Here is a 26,226-nt window from a genome sequence, read left to right on the forward strand (position 1 = left end):
CTCATACTTCAAAGTTCATTTTAACGCTTTAAGACTTTCTCATTACTACATCAAACACATTTTCGCAAACGTTATAATCGAATTTTAAAATACTTATACTACTGATTTTCAGTGTTTTTACTTTTATTAACGTTTTGATGTATTTGTTATGTACCTAGATTAACTTCTAACTCTTCTATATTCACCCTCAAATAACAAAATACTAATTCAAAATATAGTGCGTATGAAACTTAAAATAACATTTATGTTATTGCTGACGCTTATTACATTTAGTGTAACTGCGCAGGAGACAAAAACAGTTACGGGAACTGTAATAGACACCCGAAATGTTCCCTTACCGGGAGCAGAAGTGAAGGTTGTAAATAAAGACAACTATGCCGTTACCGATTTTGATGGTAACTTTTCTTTAGAAGTAACCGAAGGTGATCAGGTACGTATTACCTATTTAGGTTTTCAAGCTCAAACGTTTTCTATTAGTAATGACGCTACTTATAACATCACGTTGCAAGATGACTCTAATGAACTTGATGAAGTAGTTGTAGTAGGTTATGGAAATCAGAAAAAATCTGATATAACCGGTGCAATTGTTTCTGTTAAAAGTGAAGAAATCACAAAACAGCCAGCTACCTCTGCACTAACATCTGTACAAGGTAAAGTTGCAGGTGTCAACATTATAACAAATGACGCTCCGGGATCTACTCCTACCGTTCTTATGCGTGGTTTAGGAACTGCAGAAGGTGGTAGAACGCCTCTATATATTGTAGATGGCCAACCGCTAAGCGATATAACCAGTATTAACCCTAATGATATTGAAAGCATAGACTTTCTAAAAGGCGCATCTTACGCTAACATCTACGGTATACGCGCGGCAAACGGTGTTATTTTGGTAACTACCAAAAAAGGGAAACAAGGTAAAGCCGTTTTTTCTTTTGAATCATATTATGGAGCTAAGACTGTGCTAAACCAGGTAAAAATGGCTAACGCGCAGCAGTACACACAATATTTCAATGAAGAAAGTGCTGCAAATGGTGGTTTCTTATTACAAGATAATCAGCAATATGACACAGACTGGTATGACGAATTATTACAAACAGGAACAATTCAAAATAATAGTTTCTCGGTTTCAGGTGCAAACGAAAATATTGATTACTTCTTAAGCTATAACTTATATCAGGAAAAAGGGATTTTAGAAGGACAAGAATACCGTCGTGGTACGATACGTAGCAACAACACCTACCATTTGTTTAATGATCGCTTTAGAGTTATTCAAAATTTAAATGTTGCTTATACTAATGAAACTCCAAAACCTTTTGGAGCATTTAGCACAGCATACCGCCAGTCTCCACTAGTTCCTGTGCGTTATGATAATGGTCGTTTTGGTCAATCATTAGTAAATCAGCAAACCGGTGTGGTAGGATTTCAAACCGCTCCTGGTGAAACTTTAGGTCGTTTAAACTCTCACGGAAATCCGGTTTCTCAAGTATATTATGAAGACACCTATATAAATACTACAAGCTTACAGGGCCAGATAGCTACCGAGTTTGATATAACCGATGATTTGATGTTGACTACCCGTTTTGGCGCAACTAAATTTTACTCTACAAATCATAGCTATTCAGACATTAGAGATCAATGGTTAAATAATAATCCTACAAGAACTGAAGCTCAGTTTGAAGCAGGACGTATTCCTAATGCAGACGGAAACGTCTCTACTGAATTTGCAAATAACTCATACACAGTTAGCCGCGTTGAATCGTATCGCTGGAATGTGGAAGGGTTTCTTACTTATACTAAAGAGTTTGATAAACATAATCTAAGTGCAACTTTAGGTATTAGCCGTGAAAACTACGAAGGTGGAGAATTCACAAGCTCACAGGCTTATGACGTAAGACCAGAACGCAGCCTACGTAATTTTAATACTAGAACGAGTCAGTTATTTAATGACAACGTAGGTGGTGATACTTACCAAAGCACTAATCTACAATCCTACTTTGGTCGTGTAGAATACAATTACGATCAGCGGTATTATGTACGTGGGGTAATTAGAAGAGATGGTACCAGTGATTTTATTACTGGTGACAGTAATTTCTTTGGTTATTTCCCGGCGGTAAGTTTAGGATGGACGATGACTAACGAGGCCTTTATGGAAAATAACGGCGTGCTTGACAACCTTAAATTCTTTGCAGGATGGGGTAAATTAGGAAACCAGTCTGTGCCTATTAACATTCAACGAATTAATACCAGCGATGGTAGTAGCAATACAAACTATGTTTTTGGTCCTGCTCAAAGTTTAATACTGGGCGCTGCGGTAGGTTCTCCCGCGCAACCCTTATCTTGGGAAGTTACTGAAGAATTTGAAGCAGGTTTTGACTTCGCTTTATTAGATAGAAAACTATCGGGTACTATAGATTATTACAACCGTTTAAATACTAATGCTATCCTAAGCGTTAAGCCCTTACTAAACTCTCAATTTTCAGCAGATTTCTTTGATGAAGCTGCCGAAATTTCTAATAGTGGTTTTGAATTCTTAGTAAACTGGAGAGATCAGATAGGATCTGATTTTAGCTATAACGTAGGTCTTAACTTTTCTACAAATGAGAATAAAGTACAAAACGTAAAACCAGCGTACGATGGTGCGATAGGTGGAAGTTTAGGAAATGGTCGTATTACAAAACGTCTTGCAGAAGGTCAACCCATATTTGCGTGGTGGATGTATGAAGCAGATGGTGTATGGCAAACTCAGGAAGAAATTGACGCTAACACTTCTCTAGGGAGTGCTGCGCCGGGTCACTTACGCTATGTAGATCAAAACGAAGATGGTGTTATAGATGACCGTGATAAAAAATACTTTGGTTCTTACATTCCTACTTATAACTACGGGGTAAACTTGGGCGCTAACTACAAAAACTTTGATTTAAGTGTTTCTGGTTTTGGCGTTGGTGGCAATAAAGTGTACAATGGTCTTTACAGCACCCGTATAGGTGGTGAAAATATTACCGAAGATATCTTTAACAAACGATGGACCGCTGCAGGGTCAACTAATTCTGACCCAGGTGCAGATCGTGATGTAGAAGCTTCTTCGTATTACTTAGAAGATGGTTCTTACTTTAGAATTAACAACATTACACTGGGTTACACACTTCCTGAGATATCTATCATTAGTAGTGCCCGCATTTACGTGACCTTACAAAACCCATTTATGATTACAGACTATTCTGGGTTTACTCCAGAATTAAATCAGAACGGAGATCCTACTAGTACAACAGGTATTGAGCTTTCGGCTTATCCTAACACCAAGTCTTTTATACTTGGAGCTAATTTCAAACTTTAATTAAACACAAAAAGCATTATGAAATATACCTATAAAATAGCCCTGCTTAGCCTGTTTACAGCAGCCACAATCACCAGTTGTGATGACTTTGTTGAAGAAGTTGAGATTGTAGATCCTATTGCAGAAGGCAGCGCAGAAAACTTTCAGCCTGTAGAATTTTTAACCGGAGTATATGGGATGCATACTGATTTTGCTTATGCATTCTCCTATCTGGGAATTACCGATATGATTTCTGACAATTCTGATAAAGGAAGTTCGCCTACAGATAGTGGAGCAGATAAACGTGTTCTTGATGAATTAACATTTACGTCTTCATCAGGTTCAGTAACTTCTATGTGGACACAATGGTATAAAACCGTAGGTCGTGCTTCACAAACTATTGAATTTACTGAAGCTTTTGAGGGACAATCTTCAGCACCTAAAGACCGTGTAGTAGGTGAAGCAAAATTTTTAAGAGCTCTAAATTACTTTTGGTTAGTACGTTCTTTTGGAGCAGTACCGCTTCAACACATAGATTTAGTAGAACGTGCTCCTGTTGCTGACGTGTACGCCTATATTGAGCAAGATCTTACCGAAGCAATTGCTGCATTACCACTCAAAAGTGATTATGCTGCGCAAGACTTAGGTCGTGCAACTAAAGGTGCTGCGCAAGGCCTACTTGCTAAAGTATATTTATATCAGAAAAAGTGGCAACAAGCCGCAGATATTGCAAATACTGTAATTACTTCTAATCAATATGATTTAGAGCCAGACTATGCTACGGTATGGAGAGCATCTACAGAAAACGGACCTGAATCTTTATTTGAAATACAAGCACGCGGAGAAATTCCTCAGCACGGTGTTCAGCAATATTCTCAAACTCAAGGAACCCGTGGTGGATCTAATGGTATGGGATGGGGCTTTAATACACCTTCTAAAAACCTCGAAGATGCTTTTAATGCTGAAGGAGATGCCATACGTAGAGATGCAACTATAATTTTTGCAGGAGAAACTTTGTTTGATGGAAGATTTATAGATGAGGGTGTTGAAAACCCACGCTACAATGAGAAAGCCTATTCTTCTGCAAATGGAGGTCAAGGTGATGGCGATAAGAATATTCGGGTATTGCGCTTTTCTGAGGTTCTTTTAATTAGAGCAGAAGCTTTAAATGAATTGGGTCAAAGCGCTGCTGCTTTAACACCACTTAACCGTGTTAGATCTCGTGTTTCGTTACCTGCAGTAACAACTACAGATCAGGCTGCATTACGACCACTAATCTGGAAAGAACGTCGTCTTGAATTGGCTATGGAACACGATCGCTGGTTTGATCTAGTACGTACAGGTCAGGCAAAAACAGCAATGGCAGCAGACGGAAAAACCTTTATTGAAGGTAAGCATGAGTTGTTTCCTATACCTAACAACCAGTTAGTACAAACTCCAGAAATGACACAAAACCCGGGTTGGTAAACCTATTTAAAAAAGCTTTATGCGTTTATTTTTAATTGGATTGGTTCTTTTATCCCTGCCAGGATGTAAAGATTCTAAAACTGAAAGACAGGATCAAGAGGTTGTTACCACAACCTCTGATTCTCTTTCTGACGAAGCATTATTAGATACTGTTCAAAAACAAACTATTAACTACTTCTGGGAAGGAGCAAATAAGAACTCGGGGCTTGCCGCAGAGCGTATTCACTTAGATGATATTTACCCTTCAAATGATAGAGATGTAGTAACCATAGGGGGTAGTGGTTTTGGCTTTATGGCTATTTTAACGGGAGTAGAACGCGGTTTTATCCCTAAAGACTCCGCTTTCACCCGTTTTCAAAAGATGGTCAACTTTTTAGAAAAGGCAGATCGTTTTCACGGCGCTTGGCCACATTGGCTAGATGGTGCTACCGGCAAGGTAAAACCATTCAGCAAATTTGATGATGGAGGTGATCTTGTAGAAACCGCATTTTTAGTACAAGGGATGCTTACTGTAGCTGAGTATTACCGTAATGGAAATGAGCAAGAACAAGCTTTAGTTGCCCAAATTGAAAAAATGTGGGAAGAGGTAGAATGGGACTGGTATACGCAAGGTAAAAACACTTTATACTGGCACTGGTCACCTAATGTGGGTTGGAAGATGAATTTCCCTGTGGGTGGTTATAATGAAGCCCTGGTAATGTATGTATTAGCTGCTGCCTCTCCTACTCATCCTATATCAAAAGAAGTTTATGAAAAAGGATGGGCATTAGATGGTAAGATTGCAAAAGACACGACTGCCTATGGGTTGCGCACGGTTTTAAATCATTTTGAACACGATGATGAAGCTATTGTAGGACCTATGTTTTGGGCACATTACTCGTATTTAGGATTAAATCCAAAAGGTTTGTCTGATCAATATGGAGACTACTGGAAACTTAATGTGAATCACGCTAAAATTCAATATGAGTATGCTGTAGAAAATCCAAAAGGCTATAAAGGCTATAGCTCAGATCTTTGGGGAATGACATCTAGCTATTCTATGAAGGGTTATGACGGGCACCGTCCCGGCAATGATCTGGGTGTAATCTCTCCTACTGCAGCTTTATCTTCTATGCCATATACGCCTGATGAAAGTCAAGCCTTTTTACGCAATATGTACACAAATTTAGATTCGCTAGTAGGTAAATACGGCCCTTATGATGCATTTAGCCTACAAGATGACTGGTTTTTACCTCGCTATTTAGCAATTGATCAAGGCCCTATCCCGGTAATGATCGAGAATTACAGAAGTGGCTTGTTGTGGGATTTATTTATGAAGAATAAAGATGTCCTCGAGGGACTTCAAAAACTCGGATTTGAAAGTCCGTATTTAAAACCAGAAAATGACTAAAAACGCGATCTATATAATTCTTTGCTTTTTAATTTTAGGATGTTCTAGTGATAGCAGTGATCCTGTTGCAGAACTTCCTGAAGAAAATCCCGGACAAAGCAATGGTGGTGAAAACCCTACTCCACAGCCCGAGTTAACAGATGTAGAATTATTAGATCTCACTCAGCAGGAAACCTTTAAATATTTTTGGGATTTTGCTAATGCAGAATCTGGAGCAGCTCGAGAACGCTATATTCCTGCAAATCCCAATCAGGATCAAAACACGGTCACTACAGGTGGAACAGGTTTTGGGTTAATGGGAATTCTTGTAGGTATAGAACGTAATTTCGTTTCGCGTACAGAAGCGGTAAACCGGCTTTCAAAGATTTTAAATTTCTTAGAAAATGCAGATCGCTTTCACGGAGCATGGTCACACTGGATTCACGGCACTACAGGAAAAACACTTCCATTTAGCACACTTGATGATGGAGCAGATTTAGTAGAAACCGCTTTTTTAGCTCAAGGTTTAATAACTGTTGGAGAATATTTTAAAAGTGGATCTGCCGAAGAAAAAGCACTTTCAGAACTCGCTTTTTCTCTTGTTGATGGTATAGAATGGAATTGGTTTACTCAAGGTGAGAATGTATTGTATTGGCACTGGAGTCCTAACAATGAGTTTGCGATAAACCTAAAGCTTCAGGGATATAATGAAACTTTAATCACCTATATCTTAGCTGCCGCTTCACAAGACTACAGTATTGATGCTGATGTTTACAATCAAGGATGGGCATTAAACGGAAATCTAAAATCTAGTGCTTCGGCATATGGTTATCCATTAGAAGTAAAACACGCAGGGTCAGAGCAAACCGGCGGTCCATTATTTTGGGCACATTACTCCTACCTGGGTCTAAATCCTTTTGGATTATCTGATGCCTATGTAAATTATGAGACCGCTACTGTAAATCACGCATTGAGTAATTATGCCTATTGCGTGCAAAACCCGTTAGGATGGCGCGATTATGGTCAAAATTTCTGGGGATTAACAGCAAGTTACACGCTTAACGCAGATGGAAGTCTGGGTTATAAAGCCCATCGTCCCGGCGAAGATACAGGTGTTATTTCACCTACGGCTGCTTTGAGTTCGTTCCCGTACACACCACAGGAATCTATGGCAGCTTTACGTGGATTTTACAGCATTAAAAATATCCTTTTAGGGCCTGCAGGTTTTTACGATGCCTATAGTCCAGATCAAAATTACAAAGTTGCAGAAGCATATCTAGCAATAGATCAAGGACCCATATTAGTGATGATTGAAAATCACCGAACCGGCTTACTCTGGAATTTATTTATGCGTAATGAACGCGTACAGGCAGGTCTAGATAAGCTCAATTTTAGCTATGCAATCCCACAATAGAACGTTATGAAAACTCAATTTACACTTGTAATTACACTTTTATATTCAGCTTTAATTCTGGCGCAAGAGAGTTTTGAACCTGCCGTTTATCATAGTGCAGGTGACAGTTTACAATACCGCATTCAATACCCTTTAAATTATGATGAAACTAAAGAATATCCATTAATTCTGTTCTTGCACGGTGCGGGAGAGCGTGGTTCAGACAATACATCTCAATTAACTCACGGTGCAAATGTGTTTGCAACTACTGGTAATCGCAACGCGTTTCCGGCAATTGTAATCTTTCCACAATGCCCGGCAGATTCATATTGGGCAAATGTAGATGTCGATCGCACAAAATCTCCTGTTGGCATCACCTTTCACCCCGAAAAAAAGCCAGCGCCGCATCTCAAAATGGCAGTAGAATTAGTGGATTCTTTTATTAAAGAACGTAAAGTAGATACTTCTAGAATTTATGTAGGCGGCCTTTCGATGGGTGGTATGGGTACTTATGAAATCGTACAACGCAACCCCAAAAAGTTTGCAGCAGCAATCGCAATTTGCGGTGCAGGAAGTATAGACGAAGTTAAAAAATATGCGACTCAGACGCCGTTTTGGGTAATTCACGGAGCTGATGATAATGTAGTAGACCCTGTCTATTCATTGCAGATGGCACAAGCTCTGCTTAAAGCCGGTGCAAAACCCAGAGTAACGGTTTATGAACATGCAAATCACAACAGTTGGGATTCGGCATTTGCTGAACCTGATTTTTTACAATGGCTTTTTAGTCACACCAACCAAAACTAAAAATACACGTGCAATAAGAATTATGAAAAATACACTCCCTAAATTACTCCTCTTTTTAGCAATCGCAAGCTTCGGCACCGCAGTTGCTCAGAAACAACAAGCTATACCCGAAGTTGAAGCATTGTTAAAAAAAATGACTCTTGAAGAAAAAATAGGTCAGCTTAACTTATTAACTCCAGGTGGCGGGGTTGCTACAGGCTCTGTAGTAAGTAAAAATGTTGAAGAAAAAATTAAAGCCGGAAACGTAGGTGGTTTATTCGGCGTTTCGGGTCCTGACAAAATAAGACAAGCACAAGAAATTGCGGTTAAGAAAACGCGTTTGGGAATTCCGTTATTGATAGGTTCAGATATTATACATGGTTATAAAACCACCTTTCCTATTCCATTAGGGTTATCGAGTAGTTGGGATTTAGAATTGATTGAAAAAACAGCTCAGGTTGCTGCTAAAGAAGCCACAGCAGACGGTATAAACTGGAATTTCTCACCTATGGTTGATGTTTCGCGCGATCCACGTTGGGGACGTATATCTGAAGGTGCCGGTGAAGATCCGTATTTGGGGTCTCAAATCGCGAAAGCAATGGTTCACGGGTATCAGCAAACCGACTTGACAAACGAAGCTACGATGATAGCTACCGTAAAACATTTTGCCTTGTATGGTGCTGCAGAAGCGGGTCGTGACTACAATACTACCGATATGAGTAGAGTAAAAATGTATAACGAGTATTTACCTCCTTACAAAGCTGCTTTAGACGCAGGTGTAGCCAGTGTTATGAGTTCATTTAACGATGTTGACGGTGTTCCTGCAAGTGGTAACAAATGGCTATTAACTACTCTATTGAGAGAACAATGGGGTTTTGATGGTTTTGTAGTTTCAGATTATACTTCAGTAAATGAGATGGTGGCTCACGGTATGGGAGATTTGCAGGCAGTTTCTGCACTCTCTATAAATGCAGGTCTTGATATGGATATGGTGGGTGAAGGGTTCCTTACTACTCTAAAAAAGTCTGTTGACGAAGGTAACGTTTCCGAAGAAACAATCACACAAGCATGTCGTCGTATTCTGGTTGCTAAATATAAATTGGGACTGTTTAAAGACCCCTATAAATACTCAGACAGCAAGCGACCTAAACGTGATATACTAACTGCTGAAAACAGGCAATTAGCCAGAGAAGCTGCCAGAAAATCTTTTGTTCTATTGAAAAATGAAAACAACATACTTCCGTTAGCAAAAAATGCAAATATTGCGTTGATAGGTCCTTTAGCTGATAATAAAAATAATATGTTGGGAACTTGGGCTCCTACCGGTGACCCGCAACTATCTATTCCTGTTTTACAAGGATTGAAAAATGTAGCCCCAAATGCTAAAATCACCTATGCAAAAGGAGCAAATATTTCTAATGATTCCGCATTTGCAAAAAAAGTAAATGTATTTGGACCACGTATCGAAATTTCAGAACAAACTCCCGAAACCCTTTTAAAAGAAGCTTTAGCAACAGCTAAAACCGCAGACATAATCGTTGCTGTTGTAGGTGAAGCAACAGAAATGAGTGGGGAAGCAGCAAGCAGAACAGACATTACAATACCTGAAAGTCAAAAAGTATTAATACGTGCTCTCGCAGAAACGGGCAAGCCTCTGGTTCTTGTTTTGATGAGTGGTCGTCCACTGGTTATTGAAGAAGAATTGGCTTTACCGGTAAGTATTTTACAGGTATGGCATCCCGGTATTGAAGCGGGTAATGCTATTGCTGATGTGCTATTTGGAGACTACAATCCATCTGGAAAGTTAACCGCTACCTGGCCGCGTAATGTAGGGCAAATCCCTATTTACCACAGTGAGAAAAATACCGGTCGCCCGGCTCCTACTGCAGCCTTTGAGAAGTTTAAATCTCAATATTTAGATGTACCTAATGCACCTTTATTGCCTTTTGGTTTTGGTTTAAGCTATACTAGTTTTGCCTATAAAAACATTACTATTAATAAGAAAGAAGTAGCACAGGGAGAACCTGTAGAAATACAGGTAGATGTTACAAACACGGGCGATTATGACGGTACAGAAATCGTACAGGTTTATCTTCACGATGTAGTACGTACTCTCGCTCCACCTAAGCGAACACTTAAAGGGTTCAAAAATGTATTTTTAAAGAAAGGTGAAACAAAAACGGTAACCTTAACTTTAGAAGCAGATGATCTTAAATTCTATAACGGCGAGCTTGATTTTGTTGCAGAAGCCGGGGAATTTGAAATTTTTGTAGGCGGCGACAGCAATGCTTCATTAAAAGAAACGTTTACGTTGAACTAAACTAAAATTACAATTAGATGAAACGCCAGATCAGTATTCTTTTTTTATTCCTGTTTACAGGAATACTTACACAAGCACAAGAACACTATGTAGGTCAGATATATGCTGATCTGGTTAAGTCTACACATACCTATTCTGATTCTTTAAAATTAGATTTTTATACCGCTAAAGAGAATGAGAAAGATGCAGCCAGACCCTTAATTGTTTTAGTTCACGGTGGTGGTTTTTCTGGTGGTCAACGTGACAATCCTTTAGAAGTTAAATTTGCTCAAACAATGGCTGCAAAAGGCTATGCAGTAGCTTCTATAAGTTATACGCTTACGCGGAAAGGCAAAGCAACAGGTTTTGGTTGTGCGTGTCCCGCTTCAGAAAAAATGGAAACTTTTAAACAAACGACTGCAGATATTTTAAAGGCAACTAACTTTCTAATAGCTGAAGGCAAATTTGCGTTTGACAGATCTAAGATTGTGCTTGCGGGTAGTAGTGCGGGCGCTGAGGGTGTTTTAAATACTGCTTATATGTCTAGTCATCCCGATTTTAAAGAACTAGGAACTTATCCTAAATATGCTGCTGTAGTATCACTTGCAGGAGCTGTCGTTGATGCCAGATATATTACAAGAAATAATGCTATACCCGCATTATTTATACACGGTGATGCTGATAACCTGGTGCCTTATGCTAGTCAGCCCCACCATTTTTGCAGCGCAGAAACCCCGGGTTTTTTACCCTTAGATGGTGATGCTTTTATTGCAGAACATCTTAAAAATCTAGATGCTTCCTACAGTTTACTCACGGCAGAAGGTGGTAATCACGACTGGGCTAATCTGGGTTATGCATTTGTGAATGAGATTGCTGAATTTTTAAATTCAGTAGTAAACGAAGGCACGTTAATTCAAGAATCCATGTCTGTTACTAAAAAATAAAAATAATGAAGAAGTTACTTTTAGCCTATTTACTCTTAGTACTAGTTTCCGCTTGTAAAGAGAATGCTAAAGAAGAAGCGACTGCAGAAGTAATTTCTAAACAGCCTAATATTATTTTTATAATGTCTGATGATCATGCATATCAGGCAATAAGTGCCTATGATCATCCTGTAAGTAAGTTAGCCCCCACACCTAATATAGATCGTATCGCAGAGAATGGCATGCGTATGGATCGTGCTTATGTTACAAATTCTATTTGCGGTCCCAGCCGGGCAGTAATCCTTACCGGAAAACACAGTCACATAAATGGGTTTCGTCAAAATGGGGATCGTTTTAATGGGGATCAACCTACGTTGCCTAAGAAACTCAAAGAACTTGGATATACGACCTCAATACTTGGTAAGTGGCACTTAGATGGATACCCACAAGGATTTGATTATTGGAATATCATACAGGATCAAGGTAATTACTACAATCCTAATTTTATAAAAGACGGCGACACTACACAAGTTGAAGGTTATGCTACAGATATCATCACAGCAGATGCAATTAAATGGCTAGACAAACAGCGCGATACCAGCAAGCCATTTTTTATGATGGTACATCACAAAGCTCCGCATCGCAACTGGATGCCTGCTTTGCGCCACGTAAATAAATACGATTCGGTTACCTTTCCATTACCAGAAACCTATTTTGCAGATCATCAAGGTCAACAAGCTGCTCAAGAACAGCTACAAACAATCTATACAGATATGTATGAAGGTCATGATTTAAAAATGACCAAAACTCAAGGTAATCCGCAACTTGCGCATAATCCATGGACTACAGATTTTGACCGTATGACTCCGCAACAACGTAAAACCTGGGACGCGGCATACCAACCTAAAAACGATGCTTTTCATAAAGCAAACTTACACGGTGAGGAACTCGCCGTATGGAAGGCCCAACGGTATTTACAAGATTATATGGCTACAATTGCAGCGGTTGATGAAGGCGTAGGTTCAATTCTCGACTATTTAGAAGCTAATAATCTAGACAAGAATACGATTGTTGTTTACACCTCAGATCAAGGATTTTATCTTGGAGAAAAGGGCTTTTTTGATAAGCGTTTTATGTACGAAGAATCATACCGAACCCCGCTTTTAATTCAGTATCCAAATTCAATAAAAGCAGGAACTACCAGCGATGCATTGGTTCAAAATCTGGATTTTGCTCAAACTTTCTTAGATTATGCAAATGGTACTAATCTTACTACAGAAATGCAGGGTCAATCTTTGAGACCGGTTCTAGAACAAAAACTAGGAGAGGCAGATTTTAGATCTGTTTTATATTATCATTATTATGATTTTCCGGCATTTCATATGGTTAAGAAGCATTACGGTGTAAGCACAAAGCGCTATAAACTAATGCACTTTTATGATGATATTGATGCTTGGGAATTTTATGACCTTAAAACAGACCCTTCAGAAATTCATAATAAAATAGATGATCCTGCTTACGCTGACGTTATAAAACGCTTACATAAACAATTAGACTCTATACAAAACGTCTATGGAGTTACACAAAAAGAGTTTGAGCAAGCTCCTAAAGAGCGCGTAACCAAAGAATATCAAAATTTTAAAAGATTGCGCGGTACACCTATGAAGTAACTTAATGTTCAAGTAAAGTAAGAGAATCTAATTTGACTTTGTATAATCGTACTTTTATAAATTAAATAAATTCAAAATGAAAACACTTCTCTACACGCTAATTTTCGTTTTTAGTATTACAGGGCTTTGTGCACAAGAACTAGGACTAATGAGCTACAACATTCGGTTAGCTACAGAGTCTGATGGTGAGAATGCCTGGAGTAAGCGTAAAGAATTTCTAAAAAACCAGGTGCTCTTTTATGGTCCAGATGTAATGGGCGTACAAGAAGCTTTACCTGAACAGATGGATTATTTAAACCATAATCTTACAGGCTACAAGCATATAGGCGTGGGTCGCGAGGGAGAAAATCAAGGCGAATTTTCAGCACTATTTTACAATGCTGATAAATTAGAGGTTCTTAAAAGTGACACCTTCTGGCTATCTGAGACTCCTGAAGTAATTTCCACCGGTTGGGATGCTGCTTTGCCGCGCATTTGCACCTATGCTTTATTTAAAGATAAAACTACCCAGGAAAAATTTTATGTATTTAATACACATTTTGACCACGTAGGTGTTGAAGCTCGCAAAGAATCAGCTGCCTTAATATTGCAAAAAATGACCGAATTAAATACCGAGAATGTAGCGGTTTTTCTAACCGGAGATCTTAACCTGGAACCAGATAGTGATCCTATTGCGGTTTTAAAAACCAAATTATTTGACACAAATGAACTGGCTCCCAGAGGAGCTTTTGGACCATCGGGTACATTTAATGGTTTTAAATTTGATAAGCCGGTTATACGCCGTATAGACTATATTTTTCAAGGAAAAGGAAACACGTCTCAGGTTCTAAAGCACGCTGTATTAAGTGATTCTAAAGATTTACATTATGCATCAGACCATTTACCGGTTTATGTTTTGATTAAATTGCAATCTTAAAATTTAGATTTGTTGTCTAAAATTCAAAAAACTAATACTATTTTTGTTTTCTTACTAAGAAATAACCGCAGCTTTTAAGCTGCCTCTTTATAACGATGTTGTGTTGTTTCCAAAGAAATTTGGAAACTGGTTTTGTAGTGAAACCTTTGAGAAGCTTTACCTTAAACGGTGAGGCTTTTTTGTTTTATCTCGTAGCTATACTTAAAAAACAACCTCAACTTTTCAAACTATTCTGTAACTTTCAAGCTGTTCTCTAATTTTCAAGAATATTCTATGATTAAATTCTATTTTGGTGCCTGCCTGGTTGCTCTTATGTGCTTCAGTAATCTTACTCTTTCTGCTCAAACCAGCACACTTTCGGTAGAAAAAATAATGAAAGATCCTAAATGGATGGGTAACTTTCCTGAAAATGTACAGTGGGGAATGCAAAGCAACACCATCTATTTTGATTACAATCCAGACGGGAATACAAGTGATAGTCTCTATAAAATAGAAGTTAACAAACTTGATAATATTCAAAAAGTGTCGCTCGCTGAGCGCAAAGCGATGATTAGCTCGTATGGCAGTTTTAATAGTTCAAAAACTAAAAAACTATATACTAAAGATAATGCCCTCTACCTCTATGATGTAGCGAAAAATGAATCTAGTTTAATAGTAGATCTGGGGGCACGATTGGGCGATGCTACTTTTCTTTCAGATGAAAATAAAATCGCTTTTACGTTTGAAAACAATGCGTATGTTTTTAATACTGCAAAAGGAAGTCTAGAAAAACTTACCAATTTTAAAGAGGGAAAAGCTACAGACGATAAGGATAAAAAGTTATCTGATAAGAATAAATGGTTAAAAGAAGAAAACCTAGGCCTATTGCAGATCGTAAGAGAGCGAGAAGAACAAGACTCTCTTTCTAAAGCCTACCGCGAGATGACAGCAGACCCAGAACCGTTTGTCTTTTACTCGGGCGAACAATCTATTAACAGTTTACAGGTTGCTCCTAACGCAAATTTTGTAACTATTGTATTGACAAAGCGCGATCGTGGAGAAAGCACTAATGTACCTAATTATGTAGATGCGTCAGGTTATACTGAAGATTTACGTGCTCGCAGCAAAGTAGGCGATGATAAAACTGAAGCTTCTTTGGCCATTTACAATCGTGAAAAAGATACTGTCTATCAAGTAGACCCATCTACATTACCGGGAATTACAGATTTACCTGATTACATTTCTGATTACCCGGATAAAGAGTGGGAGGCTAAAGAACGGGAAGTTATCATATCCCAAGCTATCTTTTCTAATGACGGAGGCAAAGCCATTGTAAATGTGCGTTCTAAAGATAATAAAGACCGCTGGATTGCCCTTTTAAACCTTGAAGATGGCAGTCTTAAAACCTTAGATCGCCAGCGTGATGAGGCCTGGATTGCCGGTCCGGGAATTGGCTGGTCTTTTGGAGGTGGCACGCTGGGGTGGTTACCAGATAATACACACATTTATTTTCAGTCTGAAGAAAGTGGATACTCACACCTGTATCTTCTAGATGTTAATAACGGTAAGAAAAGAGCCCTCACGCAAGGGGAATATGAGGTTTTTGATCCGTTTTTATCTAATGATAAAAAGTCCTGGTTTTTAACCACATCGCAGGTAAATCCCGGGGAACGACATTTTTATAAAATGCCTGTAATGGGCGGTAGTATGAGGCAGCTTACTACGCTTCCGGGCAACAATGAAGTGGCACTATCTCCAGACGAAAAATATATGGCTATTCGTAATTCATATAGTAATAAACCTTGGGAACTCTATTTTAAGAAAGCTACTACTTCAGAAACCGCTAAGCAACTTACAAGCGGCCAGTCTGATGCTTTTAAAAATTATGCGTGGCGCATACCTGAAAATATAAAATTTGAAGCCGCAGATGGTGCTATGGTGCCTGCACGCCTATATACTCCTGAAGCTTCAGTAAAAAATGGTGCTGCAGTTGTTTTTGTACACGGCGCGGGGTATTTACAAAATGCACATAAATGGTGGTCTAGCTACTTTAGGGAATATATGTTCAACAATATGTTGACAGACCTGGGCTATACCGTTATCGATATTGATTACCGGGCCAGTGCCGGTTATGGTCGCGATTGGAGAACAGGAATATATCGCCATATGGGCGGAAAAGATCTTTCTGATCAGGTAGATGGTGTGGAATATCTCATTAAAAATCACGGTGTCAATCCTGGAAAAGTAGGCATTTATGGTGGAAGCTATGGCGGTTTTATTACGCTAATGGCACTTTTTAACCAGCCGGAAACATTTAAAGCCGGTGCTGCTTTACGCTCTGTTACAGATTGGGCACATTACAATCACGGCTATACAGCGAATATTTTAAATGAGCCTACTCAAGACCCTATTGCCTACAAGCGCTCTTCTCCTATTTACTTCGCCGAAGGCTTACAGGGAGATTTACTAATAGAGCACGGTATGCTAGACACCAATGTTCATTTTCAAGATGTGGTGCGGTTAACACAACGCTTAATCGAGCTGGAAAAAGAAAACTGGGAACTGGCAGTTTACCCTGTGGAAAGTCACGGATTTATAGAACCCAGCAGCTGGACAGATGAGTATAAACGTATTCTAAAGTTGTTTAATGATAGTTTACTTGAGAGGTAAAATAAGAATTAAAAAATAAAGCTTTAAATAACCTACATATCAATCTTACGGTAACGCATCTCAACAAACACATACAGTGAATAAACAATAAAACCTATAGCGATTGACCCTAATATAAAGTCGCCGAAGGCATACTGCATAAATGAGAATGCAGCTTCTTTATTTGCGCTCGTAATATCGCGGGTAGTATATGCTGAGTCTAATAAAAGTAATGCAGCTATACTTACTGTAAAACCACGTGAAGCGTACCCTATAGCACCAAAACTCATCACCGCTTTTTGAAGTTTAGGGATTATGGCATCTATATTTATGGTCTTTTTAAAAATACCTGAAAAAGCGATATAAAACTCATTTAAAGCACCTCCCATCATCCCTAAAGCTACTCCTACGACACAAATTCTACCAAAATCTGTATGAATAAACTTCTGAAAATCTGTGGTTGTTAGGTAACTAGATCCGTCTGGGTTAAATACAACTTGCAACGCACTTATAGCTAAAAAGGCATAAACAAGACCTCCAAAACAAAACCCGATGCGCTGGCCTAAACCCATAATACTCGTACCATAACCCTCGTTATCAACAATAGTTTCATAGACACGCCAAAACACATAACCAAAAAGAGCCACTGCCCATAAGATAAGTAAAGCGTTTCCAAATTCTTGCTTAGCTAAAACCTCCATTAAGGTAAAACTCCCTGCTTTAAAACCGCCCAGTCCAAAGGCTTCCATAGCGGTAATTACCCCTATTGCTAAAAAGAGTATTGCTTTTGCAAAAAGACCCGAACGGGCGTATATATTTTTCTTAGAATTCAAAAAGCTGGGTAAACTATTAAAAGATTAGAAATTAAATGTCTTGGTACATTGTAGGATGCAAAATGTAATCAAATAAAATTGAATCAGAAAAAATAGAAGTTTAATATCTAAAACTGAAGCACCACTCCTATTTGATCTCCGGTAAAGGTAAGATTCCATTCTAGATTTAATTCTTTAGCAGCAAGATCAGGGTTGTATTTTTGTTCATATTTTCTATCAAGATATTTGTCTATTGCTTCAACAATAAAAGCACTCATTGCCCAACTTAAAGCCACATCACTTGCCCAGTGTGCTTCTTCATAAATTCGGCTTAAACCCGGTATTAGACCTATACCTATGATACCACCTTTAATCCACTTATTATCAAATTGCTTTGCAATAGAGTACGTGGTTGTAAACGTAAGAACCGCATGACCTGAAGGAAAAGATCTATATGCGGCAGTCCCACCAAAAGGTTTAAAATGGTGATTTCCAAAGCCGGCTCCCGGTCGTGCCCGTCCTACCAGTGATTTACTTATTTGCTGTACCACACCAGCGGCAGTTGCTGAAGCAATCATTAAAACTCCGGTACGTCTTAATTTCTCATTTTTAGTAAATAAACCCGTAAGGTAAACCGCTCCCGTAATCCCGTAATTATTCTGAGGTGCTCCAGAATAATACCCGAAGTCTAAAAGAAGAGACGGCACATCATCTTTATGAGAAATGAGTGCTTTACGTATCTCATCATCTAGTAAAAAAAGACCCGCAGTTCCTGCTGCGACACCTCCAAACCTTAGAAAATCATCACTCTGCCAATGCAACGGTCTAGAATACGCAAAACCTACACCTCCAACGACATTACCCATATCATAGGTAAAATCATTCCATAATGTGTGTTTTTTATCAGTATTAAAGGCTACAAAAAGGCTATCCTGAGCAATTGCAGGAGCTACATATAAAAGCAAAATAAGGAATAGGGAAAGCGTAATTTTTGGCATAACAGCACACTTCTTATTTAATAAACTGATTAGGATGAAAGACTACTTCAAAACTTTCAGCCCATGTAGTCTGCTAAATACCGTTGAGATTACAAATAATACATACTAAATTTATTTAAAGCTGTGATTGAGAATTCTTTTTCAATAGATCTTCAATTTTTGAAAGTTCATCATTTGAAAATTCAAGATTAGATAACGCATCAATGTTGTTCTGAAGCTGCTCAACTTTACTCACCCCAACCAATACCGAAGTCACCCTGTGATCTTTTAGCAACCAGCTAATGGCCATTTGCGCAAGACTTTGACCACGCTCTTTTGCAAGCGTATTTAATTGCTTTACCATATTTATGAGATCTTCTGTAATTCGGTCTTCAGAGAGATACATAGAATTAGCAGCACGTGAATCTTTTGGGATTCCGTTGAGGTATTTATCTGTTAATAATCCTTGCTGTAAAGGTGAAAAAACCACACTTCCCAGACCGGTCTCATCTAACGCATCTAGCAAACCATCTTCAACCCAGCGGTCTAACATATTGTATCTGGGCTGATGCACGAGAAAAGGTGTTCCCAGCTGCTTTAAAATCGCTGCCGCTTCACGCGTACGTGCTGCACCGTAATTAGAAATACCTACATAAAGTGCTTTTCCAGATCGTACAATCTGATCTAGCGCACCCATGGTTTCTTCAAGCGGTGTCTCTAAATCTGGACGGTGATGGTAAAATATATCTACGTAATCTATGCCCATACGCTTTAATGATTGATCGCAACTGGCGATTAAATATTTTCGCGACCCAAAATCTCCATAAGGTCCGGGCCACATATCATAACCCGCTTTTGATGAAATAATAAGTTCATCCCGATACGGTTTAAAATCTTCTTTAAAAATCTGACCAAAATTAGTCTCTGCAGAACCATACGGCGGACCATAATTATTAGCGAGATCAAAATGCGTAATCCCTTTATCAAATGCGGTTCTTAAAATTGATCTTCCGTTTGTGAAATCTGCTGAATTACCAAAGTTATGCCACAATCCCAGAGAAATCATAGGCAACTTAATTCCGCTCCTTCCACAACGGCGATAGCGCATAGTTTCATAGCGATTTTCTGCAGCCAAATATTTAGAATTCACATTCATAGCGGTTGAGTTTAAAGGAAAGTTACTGTAAAAATAAGCTAATTAGAATACCTAATTGAACAATAAAGTCTCTTCAAATTTAGATTTTACATAGGTTAATCTGTTAATTATATATTAAAATAATAAATCAAACAACTGACTATCAGATTAATAAATAAATGTAATAATTATCTATTTAAATTAAGTCTAAATAAGTTTTGTTGTTTACAAAATCACAAATACATTTGCCTTTCAAAATTATATTAATTTAATCTAAATAACAATGCGTAACATTATAGGTGTTTTTCTCTTTACGCTAATCACTATTCAGGCCTCAGCTCAAACTGCGCAATTACAGGGTTTAGTTCAAAATTCAGCAGCTCAACCTTTAGAAGGAGCAACTATAGATGTAGGGAGAACTAATCTAGGGACTACAACAGATTATAATGGAAATTTTTTACTTGAACAAATCCCGGCGGGTAACTATCGCATTACGATTTCTTACATAGGTTTTAAGACAAAATATATAAACATCGCATTTGCCGATGGAGAAACTAAAAAACTTGGTGTACTAACGTTGCAAGAAAATCAGGAACAACTTGCAGCGGTAAGTATTAATGGCATAAAACACAATAAGTTTAGTAGAGAGATGAGTATGAGTGTTTCTAAGATGCCTCTTGCTGATATCGAAAACCCTCAGGTCTATACGAGTATAACTTCAGCTTTACTAAAAGAACAGGTTATTACTAACTTTGATGATGCCCTTAAAAATGCTCCCGGTATAGATAAGCTTTGGGAATCTACGGGTCGCGGCAGCGATGGTGCCGGTTATTTCACATTGCGTGGTTTTGCAACACAACCTAATCTGGTAAATAGTCTTCCTGCATTAACTAACGGAAGTCCTGACCCTGCAAATATTGAACATATAGATGTGATTAAAGGTCCTTCAGGAACGCTCTATGGTAGTAGTTTAGTTTCTTATGGTGGGCTTATAAATATCACCACTAAAAAACCATTTTTCGGTTTTGGGGGTACCTTAGCATATACTGCAGGTAGCTATGGTCTTAATAGGGTTACTGCAGATGTGAACACTTTATTAAGTAAAGACAAGGACATCGCCTTACGTGTAAATACCGCTTATCACACTCAAAACAGCTACCAGGATGCGGGTTTTAAGAAGTCCTTTTTCTTTGCTCCCTCGTTAGCTTACCGTGTAAACGACCGCCTCTCGTTTAGTCTAAATACTGAATTTTATAAGGGTAAAAGCACCAACCAAACTATGCTTTTTCTAGACCGTGCTGCACCCCTTCGTGTGCATACTATTGAAGAGCTTGGTTATGATATCAACCGCTCCTATACCGGCAATGACTTGTATATAGAAACTCCAACGTATAGCCTTCAGGCACAGATGAATTATAAATTAGATGATAACTGGACCTCTCAGACTGCTTTCTCGAGTTCGTCGTCAAAATCAGATGGCTATTACTCCTATTTATATGAAGGCACACAGTACACCACATTAGATGAAGGCATTAGTTTATCCCGCTATATAAGCAAACAGAATTCAGAAACTAACGCTACAGATATTCAGCAAAATTTTATTGGAGATTTTAAAATAGGTTCGGTACGCAATAGGCTGGTCGTGGGGCTTGATTATTATAAAAACACGATAACTAACAACAGTTCTCCCTACGTGGCAAATGGTATGATTTATATTGGCGACAACCTTCAGGAGTTTAATGAAGAAGTACTTGGAAATACAGATCCTGCTAACTTTACAGATGATTCTGGTATATTAACCCAGGCGGGAACTAATGCTTTATTAGAAAACTCAGCGATAAACCCATCAAAGTCTGAACAGGAAATCTTTAGCGCATACGCTTCAGATGTTATTAACATTCTTCCAGAACTCTCTGCGATGTTAAGTTTACGCATTGACCGTTTTAGCAATAATGATCACGCACAGACTGCGCTGTCTCCAAAATTTGGTTTAGTTTATCAACCTATTTTAGATAAGGTCTCTATTTTTGCAAATTATATGAATGGCTTCAGTAATACGGCACCTGTAGAAGAACTTGCAGCTGGTATTACCACCTTAAGAACTCTTAATCCCGAGCAAGCAAACCAGTTTGAGGTAGGCACAAAATTCAATCTTTATAAAAACAGAATTAGCGCTACATTTAGTTACTACGACATACGTGTTAGAGATAAATCACTACGTATAGATGTTGATGCAAACAACTATTTCTTTACGCAAAATGGTACTCAAGAAAATAAGGGTTTTGAAGCCAGTTTAATTGCAAATCCCATAAATGGTTTAAACCTGGTAGCTGGATATAGCTATAATGATAGTAAGCTTGTAGAAGGAGATGCAGATTTTAAAGGCCTAAGACCAGAAAGTGCAGGTCCTGAAAATCTTGCAAATCTGTGGGCAAGTTACCAGCTTACAAATGGTAAATTAGACGGGTTAGGTTTTGGTTTTGGCGGAAACTATGCTAGCGAAAACAAAATTTTTAACCGAAGTCTGGGCGGTACTTTTACTCTGCCGGAATACACTATTCTAAATTCATCAATCTTCTACGGAACTTCTGATTACCGCATTACATTAAAGCTAGATAACATTACCAATAAATCATATTACAAAGGCTGGTCAACTATTAGCCCACAAAACAAGCGGTCATTACTAGCCAACTTCACCTATAACTTTTAAAATTTTAAAGATGAAAAAATTAATTCTACTTTTTACGATTGTACTTTTAAGCAATTCTAACGTTGCATTTGCACACTATTTATGGTTAGAAACCAGTGCTGAAGGAAACTTGAACGAATCTCAGGAGGTAAACATATTTTTTGGGGAATATACGTATGGTGTTATTGAAGAAATAAACGGTGATGCCTTTAAAGGTGTAAGTGATTTTAAAGTTTGGCTGGTAGACCCTTCCGGAAAAAAACACCTACTTAAAACGACAGCAAAAACAGACCACTATTCTGCCGAATTTACACCTACAGTTGAAGGTGTTTATCTCATGTATCTTGAAAGTCAAAACATTGACGTTCTGGATTATACAGAATATGACTTCGGAATATTTAAACCGGTTTACAAAACCTTCAAACAAGTTCAGGTAAATTCTGAAGAATCTGTTAACCCATCACTTTATACAGAAGGACTTATAATTAAAGAACTGCAAAACGATTCTAACGAAGTTAAATTACAGGTTTTATACAATGGCTCTCCTTTAAACAAAGCAGAAGCTACTGTATCTATGCTTGATTTATGGACTAAAAAAATCACCACAGATGAGAATGGCATCCTTAGTTATGCAAAACCATTTAATACAAAATATATTGTTGAGGTAACTCATAACGAAGAAACTCCCGGTGCTTTTAAAGGGGTAGATTATCAATTTATATGGCACTGTGCCACTTACACAAGCTTGCCTTAATGCTAGTTATTGCCTGCTCCTTACTAATGGTTGGTTTTTATCTAATGTACAGCACATCTGCTAAGATGCAACCCAAAAATGATATAACTCAAAAAAGTAAACTCCGAAAGAATAAATGGGTTCTCAATTCTTTCGGACTGTACCTGCTATGTATGGGTTATGGTATTTTTATGAATGAATTGGGTATTGGTTCAGGTTTTTTTACGGCCAGCATCACCTTGATGACTTTTAGCTGCCTCCTATTAATTCTAGCTCCTTTGAATCTTTTTAAAACTAAATAACAGTGCCGGCAAACTCAAAATATTTAACGACTTCCCGGGCACAACGCCTCCTACGCCTACTTACAGGATTTGTAGGTGGCTATGCAATAACTACATTAGTACATTTACTAGCTGCATCATATGTATCAAAAAGCATAGCTCTAATAACATTTACTTTTAGCGGCTTTATTCTTTGGGCGGTATTATTTATAACTGCATACATTCCGAAGAAAACCTGGCATGCCCTTGTAATTTATACCGGTATTTCGGTGATTTTGGGGATGCTTTTATTTTGTGTACCAGCTAATCAACCCACACTATAATAACTATGGGGAATCGACTTTACAATCTGTTTTTTAGTTTACATACGGTAAGTGGTATCGTGATTAGCGTGGCATTATATATCATTTTTTTTGCAGGTTCTTTTTCATTTTTTAGAGATGACATCATTGCCTGGGAACGCAATCAAAATGCGTTAACAAATGATAACTTACCTGCTCAGATAGATCCTATACTAGACAGTCTCAATTCACGTTACAACCTAAACAGCCGAGATATAACTCTTAAGACGTATTATGCAGAAAGACGTGTTAGCATAAGTCTGACTGCCCAAAAAGACACCTTATTAAAAAACCCGGATGCCGGAGCACATTTTTTTTATTTAGATCCGCTAGAGTTTACTGAGCAAACCTATACAGAATCCTATACGCTGGGCGAGTTTTTATACAGGCTTCATTTTCTAACCCAGTTTTTTTATCCGGTAGGTTATTATGTTTCCGGCTTTGTTGCTTTCTTTTTTCTAATTGCGATACTTACAGGATTGCTCATTCACTGGAAAAAAATAATAAGCAACTTCTATACATTCCGCCCGTGGGCGAAATTAAAAACTTTATGGACCGATGCGCATACCGCACTGGGTTTTATAGGACTTCCTTTTCAATTTGTACTTGCTGTAACCGGAACCTTTTTTATGTTGAAAATATTACTGCTTACCCCGGCAGCGATAGCTTTATATGGCGGTGATGAACAAAAAATATATGAAGAATTAGAGTATGACACACCTGCATTTGAATTTACAAATCAAAAATTAGCACGCAAACCAGAACTCGATTTAGTTTTAAAAAATACCAGAGCAGACTGGCCAGACTTTAATATAAACGAGGTTATTCTAAATAATTATGGCGACACTAATATGTATGTCACTATAAAAGGACAGCAAAATTATAGTACGAAATTTAATGCTCCCGGGGAATTACGATATCGTGTAGCTACTGGCGAAACAACGATTATAAAAAACCCGTATGCAAACACCTCCTATCTTGACAGCGTTAAAAATATAATGTATCGGCTACATTTTGGAGATTATGGCGGCTACTTATTACGTATTATATCCTTTTTGTTAGGAATCATTACCTGCGTAGTTATAATCTCTGGTGTGATGATCTGGTTGCTAGCAAGAGATAAGAAAAATGTTTCCTTAAAAAAGCAAAAGTTTTACAGACGTGTTGCCCTTTCATATCTTGCAATTTGCTTGAGCATGTATCCCGTAACTGCGCTTAGCTTTGTCGTAGTCAAATTTGCATACCCATATAATGAGACATCGTTATACTGGTTTTATTTAGGAATCTGGGCATTGGCAAGTTTGTATTTAATACTCAAGAAAAACAGAACGTACTGTATAAAATTCAGTTTGCTGTGGGGAAGTATCTTAGGTTTTCTAGTACCTATAGCTAATTATATTATAACAGGTACCGGGTTCTGGAAAAATTATGCGGCGGCTAATTATCAAATCGCCTTTGTAGATTTATTCTGGATGGTTTTAGCAACCTGTACCTTATTTGCTTTTTTTAAGATAAAGCGATCTAATAGTTAAACCCAAATCTACCATCTGTTATTTGAACAGTACTCGACCCCTGTGCTGTAAAAGAAAACGTGCCTCCTACTGATCTTGCATCTCTATTATGTGAAGATATGGTTAGTGTTCCGCTTTGAACTATTGGGTTTGTATTTGAAGATTGATACGAAGCCTGATAAGGACTCGTAACTGAAAAATCTGTTAAAGGATAGGTACCCGGTTCAATATTCTTTGGAAAAACTAATCGAATTACAACAGAACTTTGATTACCAGACCCTAATATAGCTGTTGAACCTGCTGATGCATTAACACTTATAGGATTAAATGTATTTCCGTTTATTCTACAGTAAAAAGAAGTTGCAACTACCGGAATTTCTTCGGGAACCGGTGGTTTTTTATAAAAAGGAACTTCATAAAAATAGCCTTTAGTAAAATATACATCACTGCTATCTACCTGTGATCGCGCCCTAAATCTAAAAGATCCCGTATACGTACTATCTTCTATTCGCTCAACTACGATTGAGCCTTCACCATCAATTAGCGTCGAAAACTCTTTCCCGGAGGCCGAAATATATGTTGCGTAAGTAGGGTTATCAGGCTCTATATTAAAAACACCTTCACCATAAAAAGGTAGCGTAAGGCTTACCTGCTCTTCATTTAATATACCCGATAAGCGAATTACCGGTACCGAATTGCCGGGAACAGTAACCTCAAAATTATCTTCATCAACAACTTCTGCCCTAGATATATTAGCTTTAAAAAAAACCGTGTCACGTATCGCTTGAAAAGCCGGTGTGTTGAAGCTCACATCGTCTGTACAGGAAATAATAGAAAGCAGACCTAAAAAAGCAGCAAGGTTCTTCAACATAACACGTTAAGTATAAGGAATCAAATTTAAGATATTATAGATTAAAAACGTATTGACAGCCAGAAAATTGTAGTATATTTGCGCCCTCATTTAGAGAAACTATTTTTAAGCCTGT

At 38.1% G+C, this 26,226-nt stretch carries 18 protein-coding genes; 14 read left to right on the forward strand and 4 right to left on the reverse strand.

The window, feature by feature from the left end; all coding sequences use genetic code 11:
• The first annotated feature begins 223 nt into the window (after nucleotides 1-223).
• From ACIGAM_RS01480 to ACIGAM_RS01525, 10 genes are all read left to right on the forward strand, one after another.
• Complete coding sequence (locus ACIGAM_RS01480; protein ID WP_396509695.1) at nucleotides 224-3,331, forward strand: SusC/RagA family TonB-linked outer membrane protein; 3,108 nt, start codon at nucleotides 224-226, stop codon at nucleotides 3,329-3,331.
• Nucleotides 3,332-3,349: 18 nt separating this feature from the next.
• A complete protein-coding gene (locus tag ACIGAM_RS01485; RefSeq protein ID WP_396509696.1) occupies nucleotides 3,350-4,777 on the forward strand; it encodes a RagB/SusD family nutrient uptake outer membrane protein in 1,428 nt (475 codons plus the stop codon).
• A 19-nt stretch (nucleotides 4,778-4,796) separates the two neighbouring features.
• Nucleotides 4,797-6,167, forward strand: a complete 1,371-nt coding sequence (locus tag ACIGAM_RS01490) for a glucoamylase family protein (protein ID WP_396509697.1) — start codon at nucleotides 4,797-4,799, stop codon at nucleotides 6,165-6,167.
• Entirely contained in the window at nucleotides 6,160-7,560 is a 1,401-nt protein-coding gene (locus ACIGAM_RS01495) for a glucoamylase family protein (protein ID WP_396509698.1), read from the forward strand. Before ACIGAM_RS01490 ends, ACIGAM_RS01495 begins: the two co-directional genes overlap by 8 nt.
• 6 nt (nucleotides 7,561-7,566) lie before the next feature.
• A complete protein-coding gene (locus ACIGAM_RS01500; protein ID WP_396509699.1) occupies nucleotides 7,567-8,346 on the forward strand; it encodes a prolyl oligopeptidase family serine peptidase in 780 nt (259 codons plus the stop codon).
• A gap of 22 nt (nucleotides 8,347-8,368) precedes the next feature.
• Nucleotides 8,369-10,645 (forward strand): beta-glucosidase BglX, encoded by a 2,277-nt coding sequence (gene bglX / locus ACIGAM_RS01505; RefSeq protein ID WP_396509700.1) that lies wholly within the window; start codon nucleotides 8,369-8,371, stop codon nucleotides 10,643-10,645.
• A gap of 17 nt (nucleotides 10,646-10,662) precedes the next feature.
• Complete coding sequence (locus tag ACIGAM_RS01510) at nucleotides 10,663-11,568, forward strand: alpha/beta hydrolase (RefSeq protein WP_396509701.1); 906 nt, start codon at nucleotides 10,663-10,665, stop codon at nucleotides 11,566-11,568.
• Nucleotides 11,569-11,573: 5 nt separating this feature from the next.
• A complete protein-coding gene (locus ACIGAM_RS01515) occupies nucleotides 11,574-13,217 on the forward strand; it encodes a sulfatase (RefSeq protein ID WP_396509702.1) in 1,644 nt (547 codons plus the stop codon).
• 76 nt (nucleotides 13,218-13,293) lie between these two features.
• A complete protein-coding gene (locus ACIGAM_RS01520; protein ID WP_396509703.1) occupies nucleotides 13,294-14,133 on the forward strand; it encodes an endonuclease/exonuclease/phosphatase family protein in 840 nt (279 codons plus the stop codon).
• Nucleotides 14,134-14,406: 273 nt separating this feature from the next.
• Entirely contained in the window at nucleotides 14,407-16,782 is a 2,376-nt protein-coding gene (locus ACIGAM_RS01525) for a prolyl oligopeptidase family serine peptidase (RefSeq protein ID WP_396509704.1), read from the forward strand.
• 32 nt (nucleotides 16,783-16,814) lie between these two features.
• Here the strand turns inward: ACIGAM_RS01525 and ACIGAM_RS01530 are convergent, their stop codons facing one another.
• The 3 genes from ACIGAM_RS01530 to mgrA form a co-directional block, all read right to left on the reverse strand.
• Entirely contained in the window at nucleotides 16,815-17,594 is a 780-nt protein-coding gene (locus ACIGAM_RS01530) for a DUF1206 domain-containing protein (RefSeq protein ID WP_396509705.1), read from the reverse strand.
• 107 nt (nucleotides 17,595-17,701) lie between these two features.
• Complete coding sequence (locus tag ACIGAM_RS01535; protein WP_396509706.1) at nucleotides 17,702-18,571, reverse strand: phosphatase PAP2 family protein; 870 nt, start codon at nucleotides 18,569-18,571, stop codon at nucleotides 17,702-17,704.
• A 115-nt stretch (nucleotides 18,572-18,686) separates the two neighbouring features.
• The gene (gene mgrA, locus ACIGAM_RS01540) at nucleotides 18,687-19,706 is read right to left on the reverse strand and encodes an L-glyceraldehyde 3-phosphate reductase (protein ID WP_396509707.1); all 1,020 of its coding nucleotides are present in this window, start codon (nucleotides 19,704-19,706) and stop codon (nucleotides 18,687-18,689) included.
• Between the two features lie 262 nt (nucleotides 19,707-19,968).
• Here mgrA and ACIGAM_RS01545 point away from each other — a divergent pair, with 262 nt between their 5' ends.
• The 4 genes from ACIGAM_RS01545 to ACIGAM_RS01560 all read left to right on the forward strand — a co-directional run bounded on the left by ACIGAM_RS01545 (nucleotide 19,969) and on the right by ACIGAM_RS01560 (nucleotide 25,261).
• Nucleotides 19,969-22,395, forward strand: a complete 2,427-nt coding sequence (locus ACIGAM_RS01545; protein ID WP_396509708.1) for a TonB-dependent siderophore receptor — start codon at nucleotides 19,969-19,971, stop codon at nucleotides 22,393-22,395.
• A gap of 10 nt (nucleotides 22,396-22,405) precedes the next feature.
• Nucleotides 22,406-23,128, forward strand: coding sequence for a DUF4198 domain-containing protein (locus tag ACIGAM_RS01550; protein WP_396509709.1), 723 nt, complete (start codon nucleotides 22,406-22,408; stop codon nucleotides 23,126-23,128).
• Nucleotides 23,129-23,411: 283 nt separating this feature from the next.
• Nucleotides 23,412-23,711 (forward strand): hypothetical protein, encoded by a 300-nt coding sequence (locus ACIGAM_RS01555; RefSeq protein WP_396509710.1) that lies wholly within the window; start codon nucleotides 23,412-23,414, stop codon nucleotides 23,709-23,711.
• A gap of 5 nt (nucleotides 23,712-23,716) precedes the next feature.
• The gene (locus tag ACIGAM_RS01560; protein ID WP_396509711.1) at nucleotides 23,717-25,261 is read left to right on the forward strand and encodes a PepSY-associated TM helix domain-containing protein; all 1,545 of its coding nucleotides are present in this window, start codon (nucleotides 23,717-23,719) and stop codon (nucleotides 25,259-25,261) included.
• Here ACIGAM_RS01560 and ACIGAM_RS01565 read toward each other — a convergent pair.
• On the reverse strand, nucleotides 25,251-26,111 hold the full coding sequence (locus ACIGAM_RS01565; RefSeq protein WP_396509712.1) for a DUF6252 family protein: 861 nt from the start codon (nucleotides 26,109-26,111) through the stop codon (nucleotides 25,251-25,253). The genes ACIGAM_RS01560 and ACIGAM_RS01565 overlap by 11 nt on opposite strands.
• Nucleotides 26,112-26,226 lie beyond the last annotated feature (115 nt).

This window comes from Leeuwenhoekiella sp. NPDC079379 (genome assembly GCF_044542075.1).
In the GTDB taxonomy this organism is placed as follows: domain Bacteria; phylum Bacteroidota; class Bacteroidia; order Flavobacteriales; family Flavobacteriaceae; genus Leeuwenhoekiella.

Bases quoted from the DNA above. Each gene is read 5' to 3' on its own strand.
- ACIGAM_RS01480 (WP_396509695.1), top strand. From the start codon at position 224: ATGAAACTTAAAATAACATTTATGTTATTGCTGACGCTTATTACATTT.
- ACIGAM_RS01565 (WP_396509712.1), bottom strand. From the start codon at position 26,111: ATGTTGAAGAACCTTGCTGCTTTTTTAGGTCTGCTTTCTATTATTTCC.
- ACIGAM_RS01490 (WP_396509697.1), top strand. From the start codon at position 4,797: ATGCGTTTATTTTTAATTGGATTGGTTCTTTTATCCCTGCCAGGATGT.
- ACIGAM_RS01520 (WP_396509703.1), top strand. From the start codon at position 13,294: ATGAAAACACTTCTCTACACGCTAATTTTCGTTTTTAGTATTACAGGG.
- bglX (WP_396509700.1), top strand. From the start codon at position 8,369: ATGAAAAATACACTCCCTAAATTACTCCTCTTTTTAGCAATCGCAAGC.
- mgrA (WP_396509707.1), bottom strand. From the start codon at position 19,706: ATGAATGTGAATTCTAAATATTTGGCTGCAGAAAATCGCTATGAAACT.
- ACIGAM_RS01500 (WP_396509699.1), top strand. From the start codon at position 7,567: ATGAAAACTCAATTTACACTTGTAATTACACTTTTATATTCAGCTTTA.
- ACIGAM_RS01545 (WP_396509708.1), top strand. From the start codon at position 19,969: ATGCGTAACATTATAGGTGTTTTTCTCTTTACGCTAATCACTATTCAG.
- ACIGAM_RS01515 (WP_396509702.1), top strand. From the start codon at position 11,574: ATGAAGAAGTTACTTTTAGCCTATTTACTCTTAGTACTAGTTTCCGCT.
- ACIGAM_RS01550 (WP_396509709.1), top strand. From the start codon at position 22,406: ATGAAAAAATTAATTCTACTTTTTACGATTGTACTTTTAAGCAATTCT.
- ACIGAM_RS01535 (WP_396509706.1), bottom strand. From the start codon at position 18,571: ATGCCAAAAATTACGCTTTCCCTATTCCTTATTTTGCTTTTATATGTA.
- ACIGAM_RS01560 (WP_396509711.1), top strand. From the start codon at position 23,717: ATGGGGAATCGACTTTACAATCTGTTTTTTAGTTTACATACGGTAAGT.
- ACIGAM_RS01495 (WP_396509698.1), top strand. From the start codon at position 6,160: ATGACTAAAAACGCGATCTATATAATTCTTTGCTTTTTAATTTTAGGA.
- ACIGAM_RS01485 (WP_396509696.1), top strand. From the start codon at position 3,350: ATGAAATATACCTATAAAATAGCCCTGCTTAGCCTGTTTACAGCAGCC.
- ACIGAM_RS01525 (WP_396509704.1), top strand. From the start codon at position 14,407: ATGATTAAATTCTATTTTGGTGCCTGCCTGGTTGCTCTTATGTGCTTC.
- ACIGAM_RS01510 (WP_396509701.1), top strand. From the start codon at position 10,663: ATGAAACGCCAGATCAGTATTCTTTTTTTATTCCTGTTTACAGGAATA.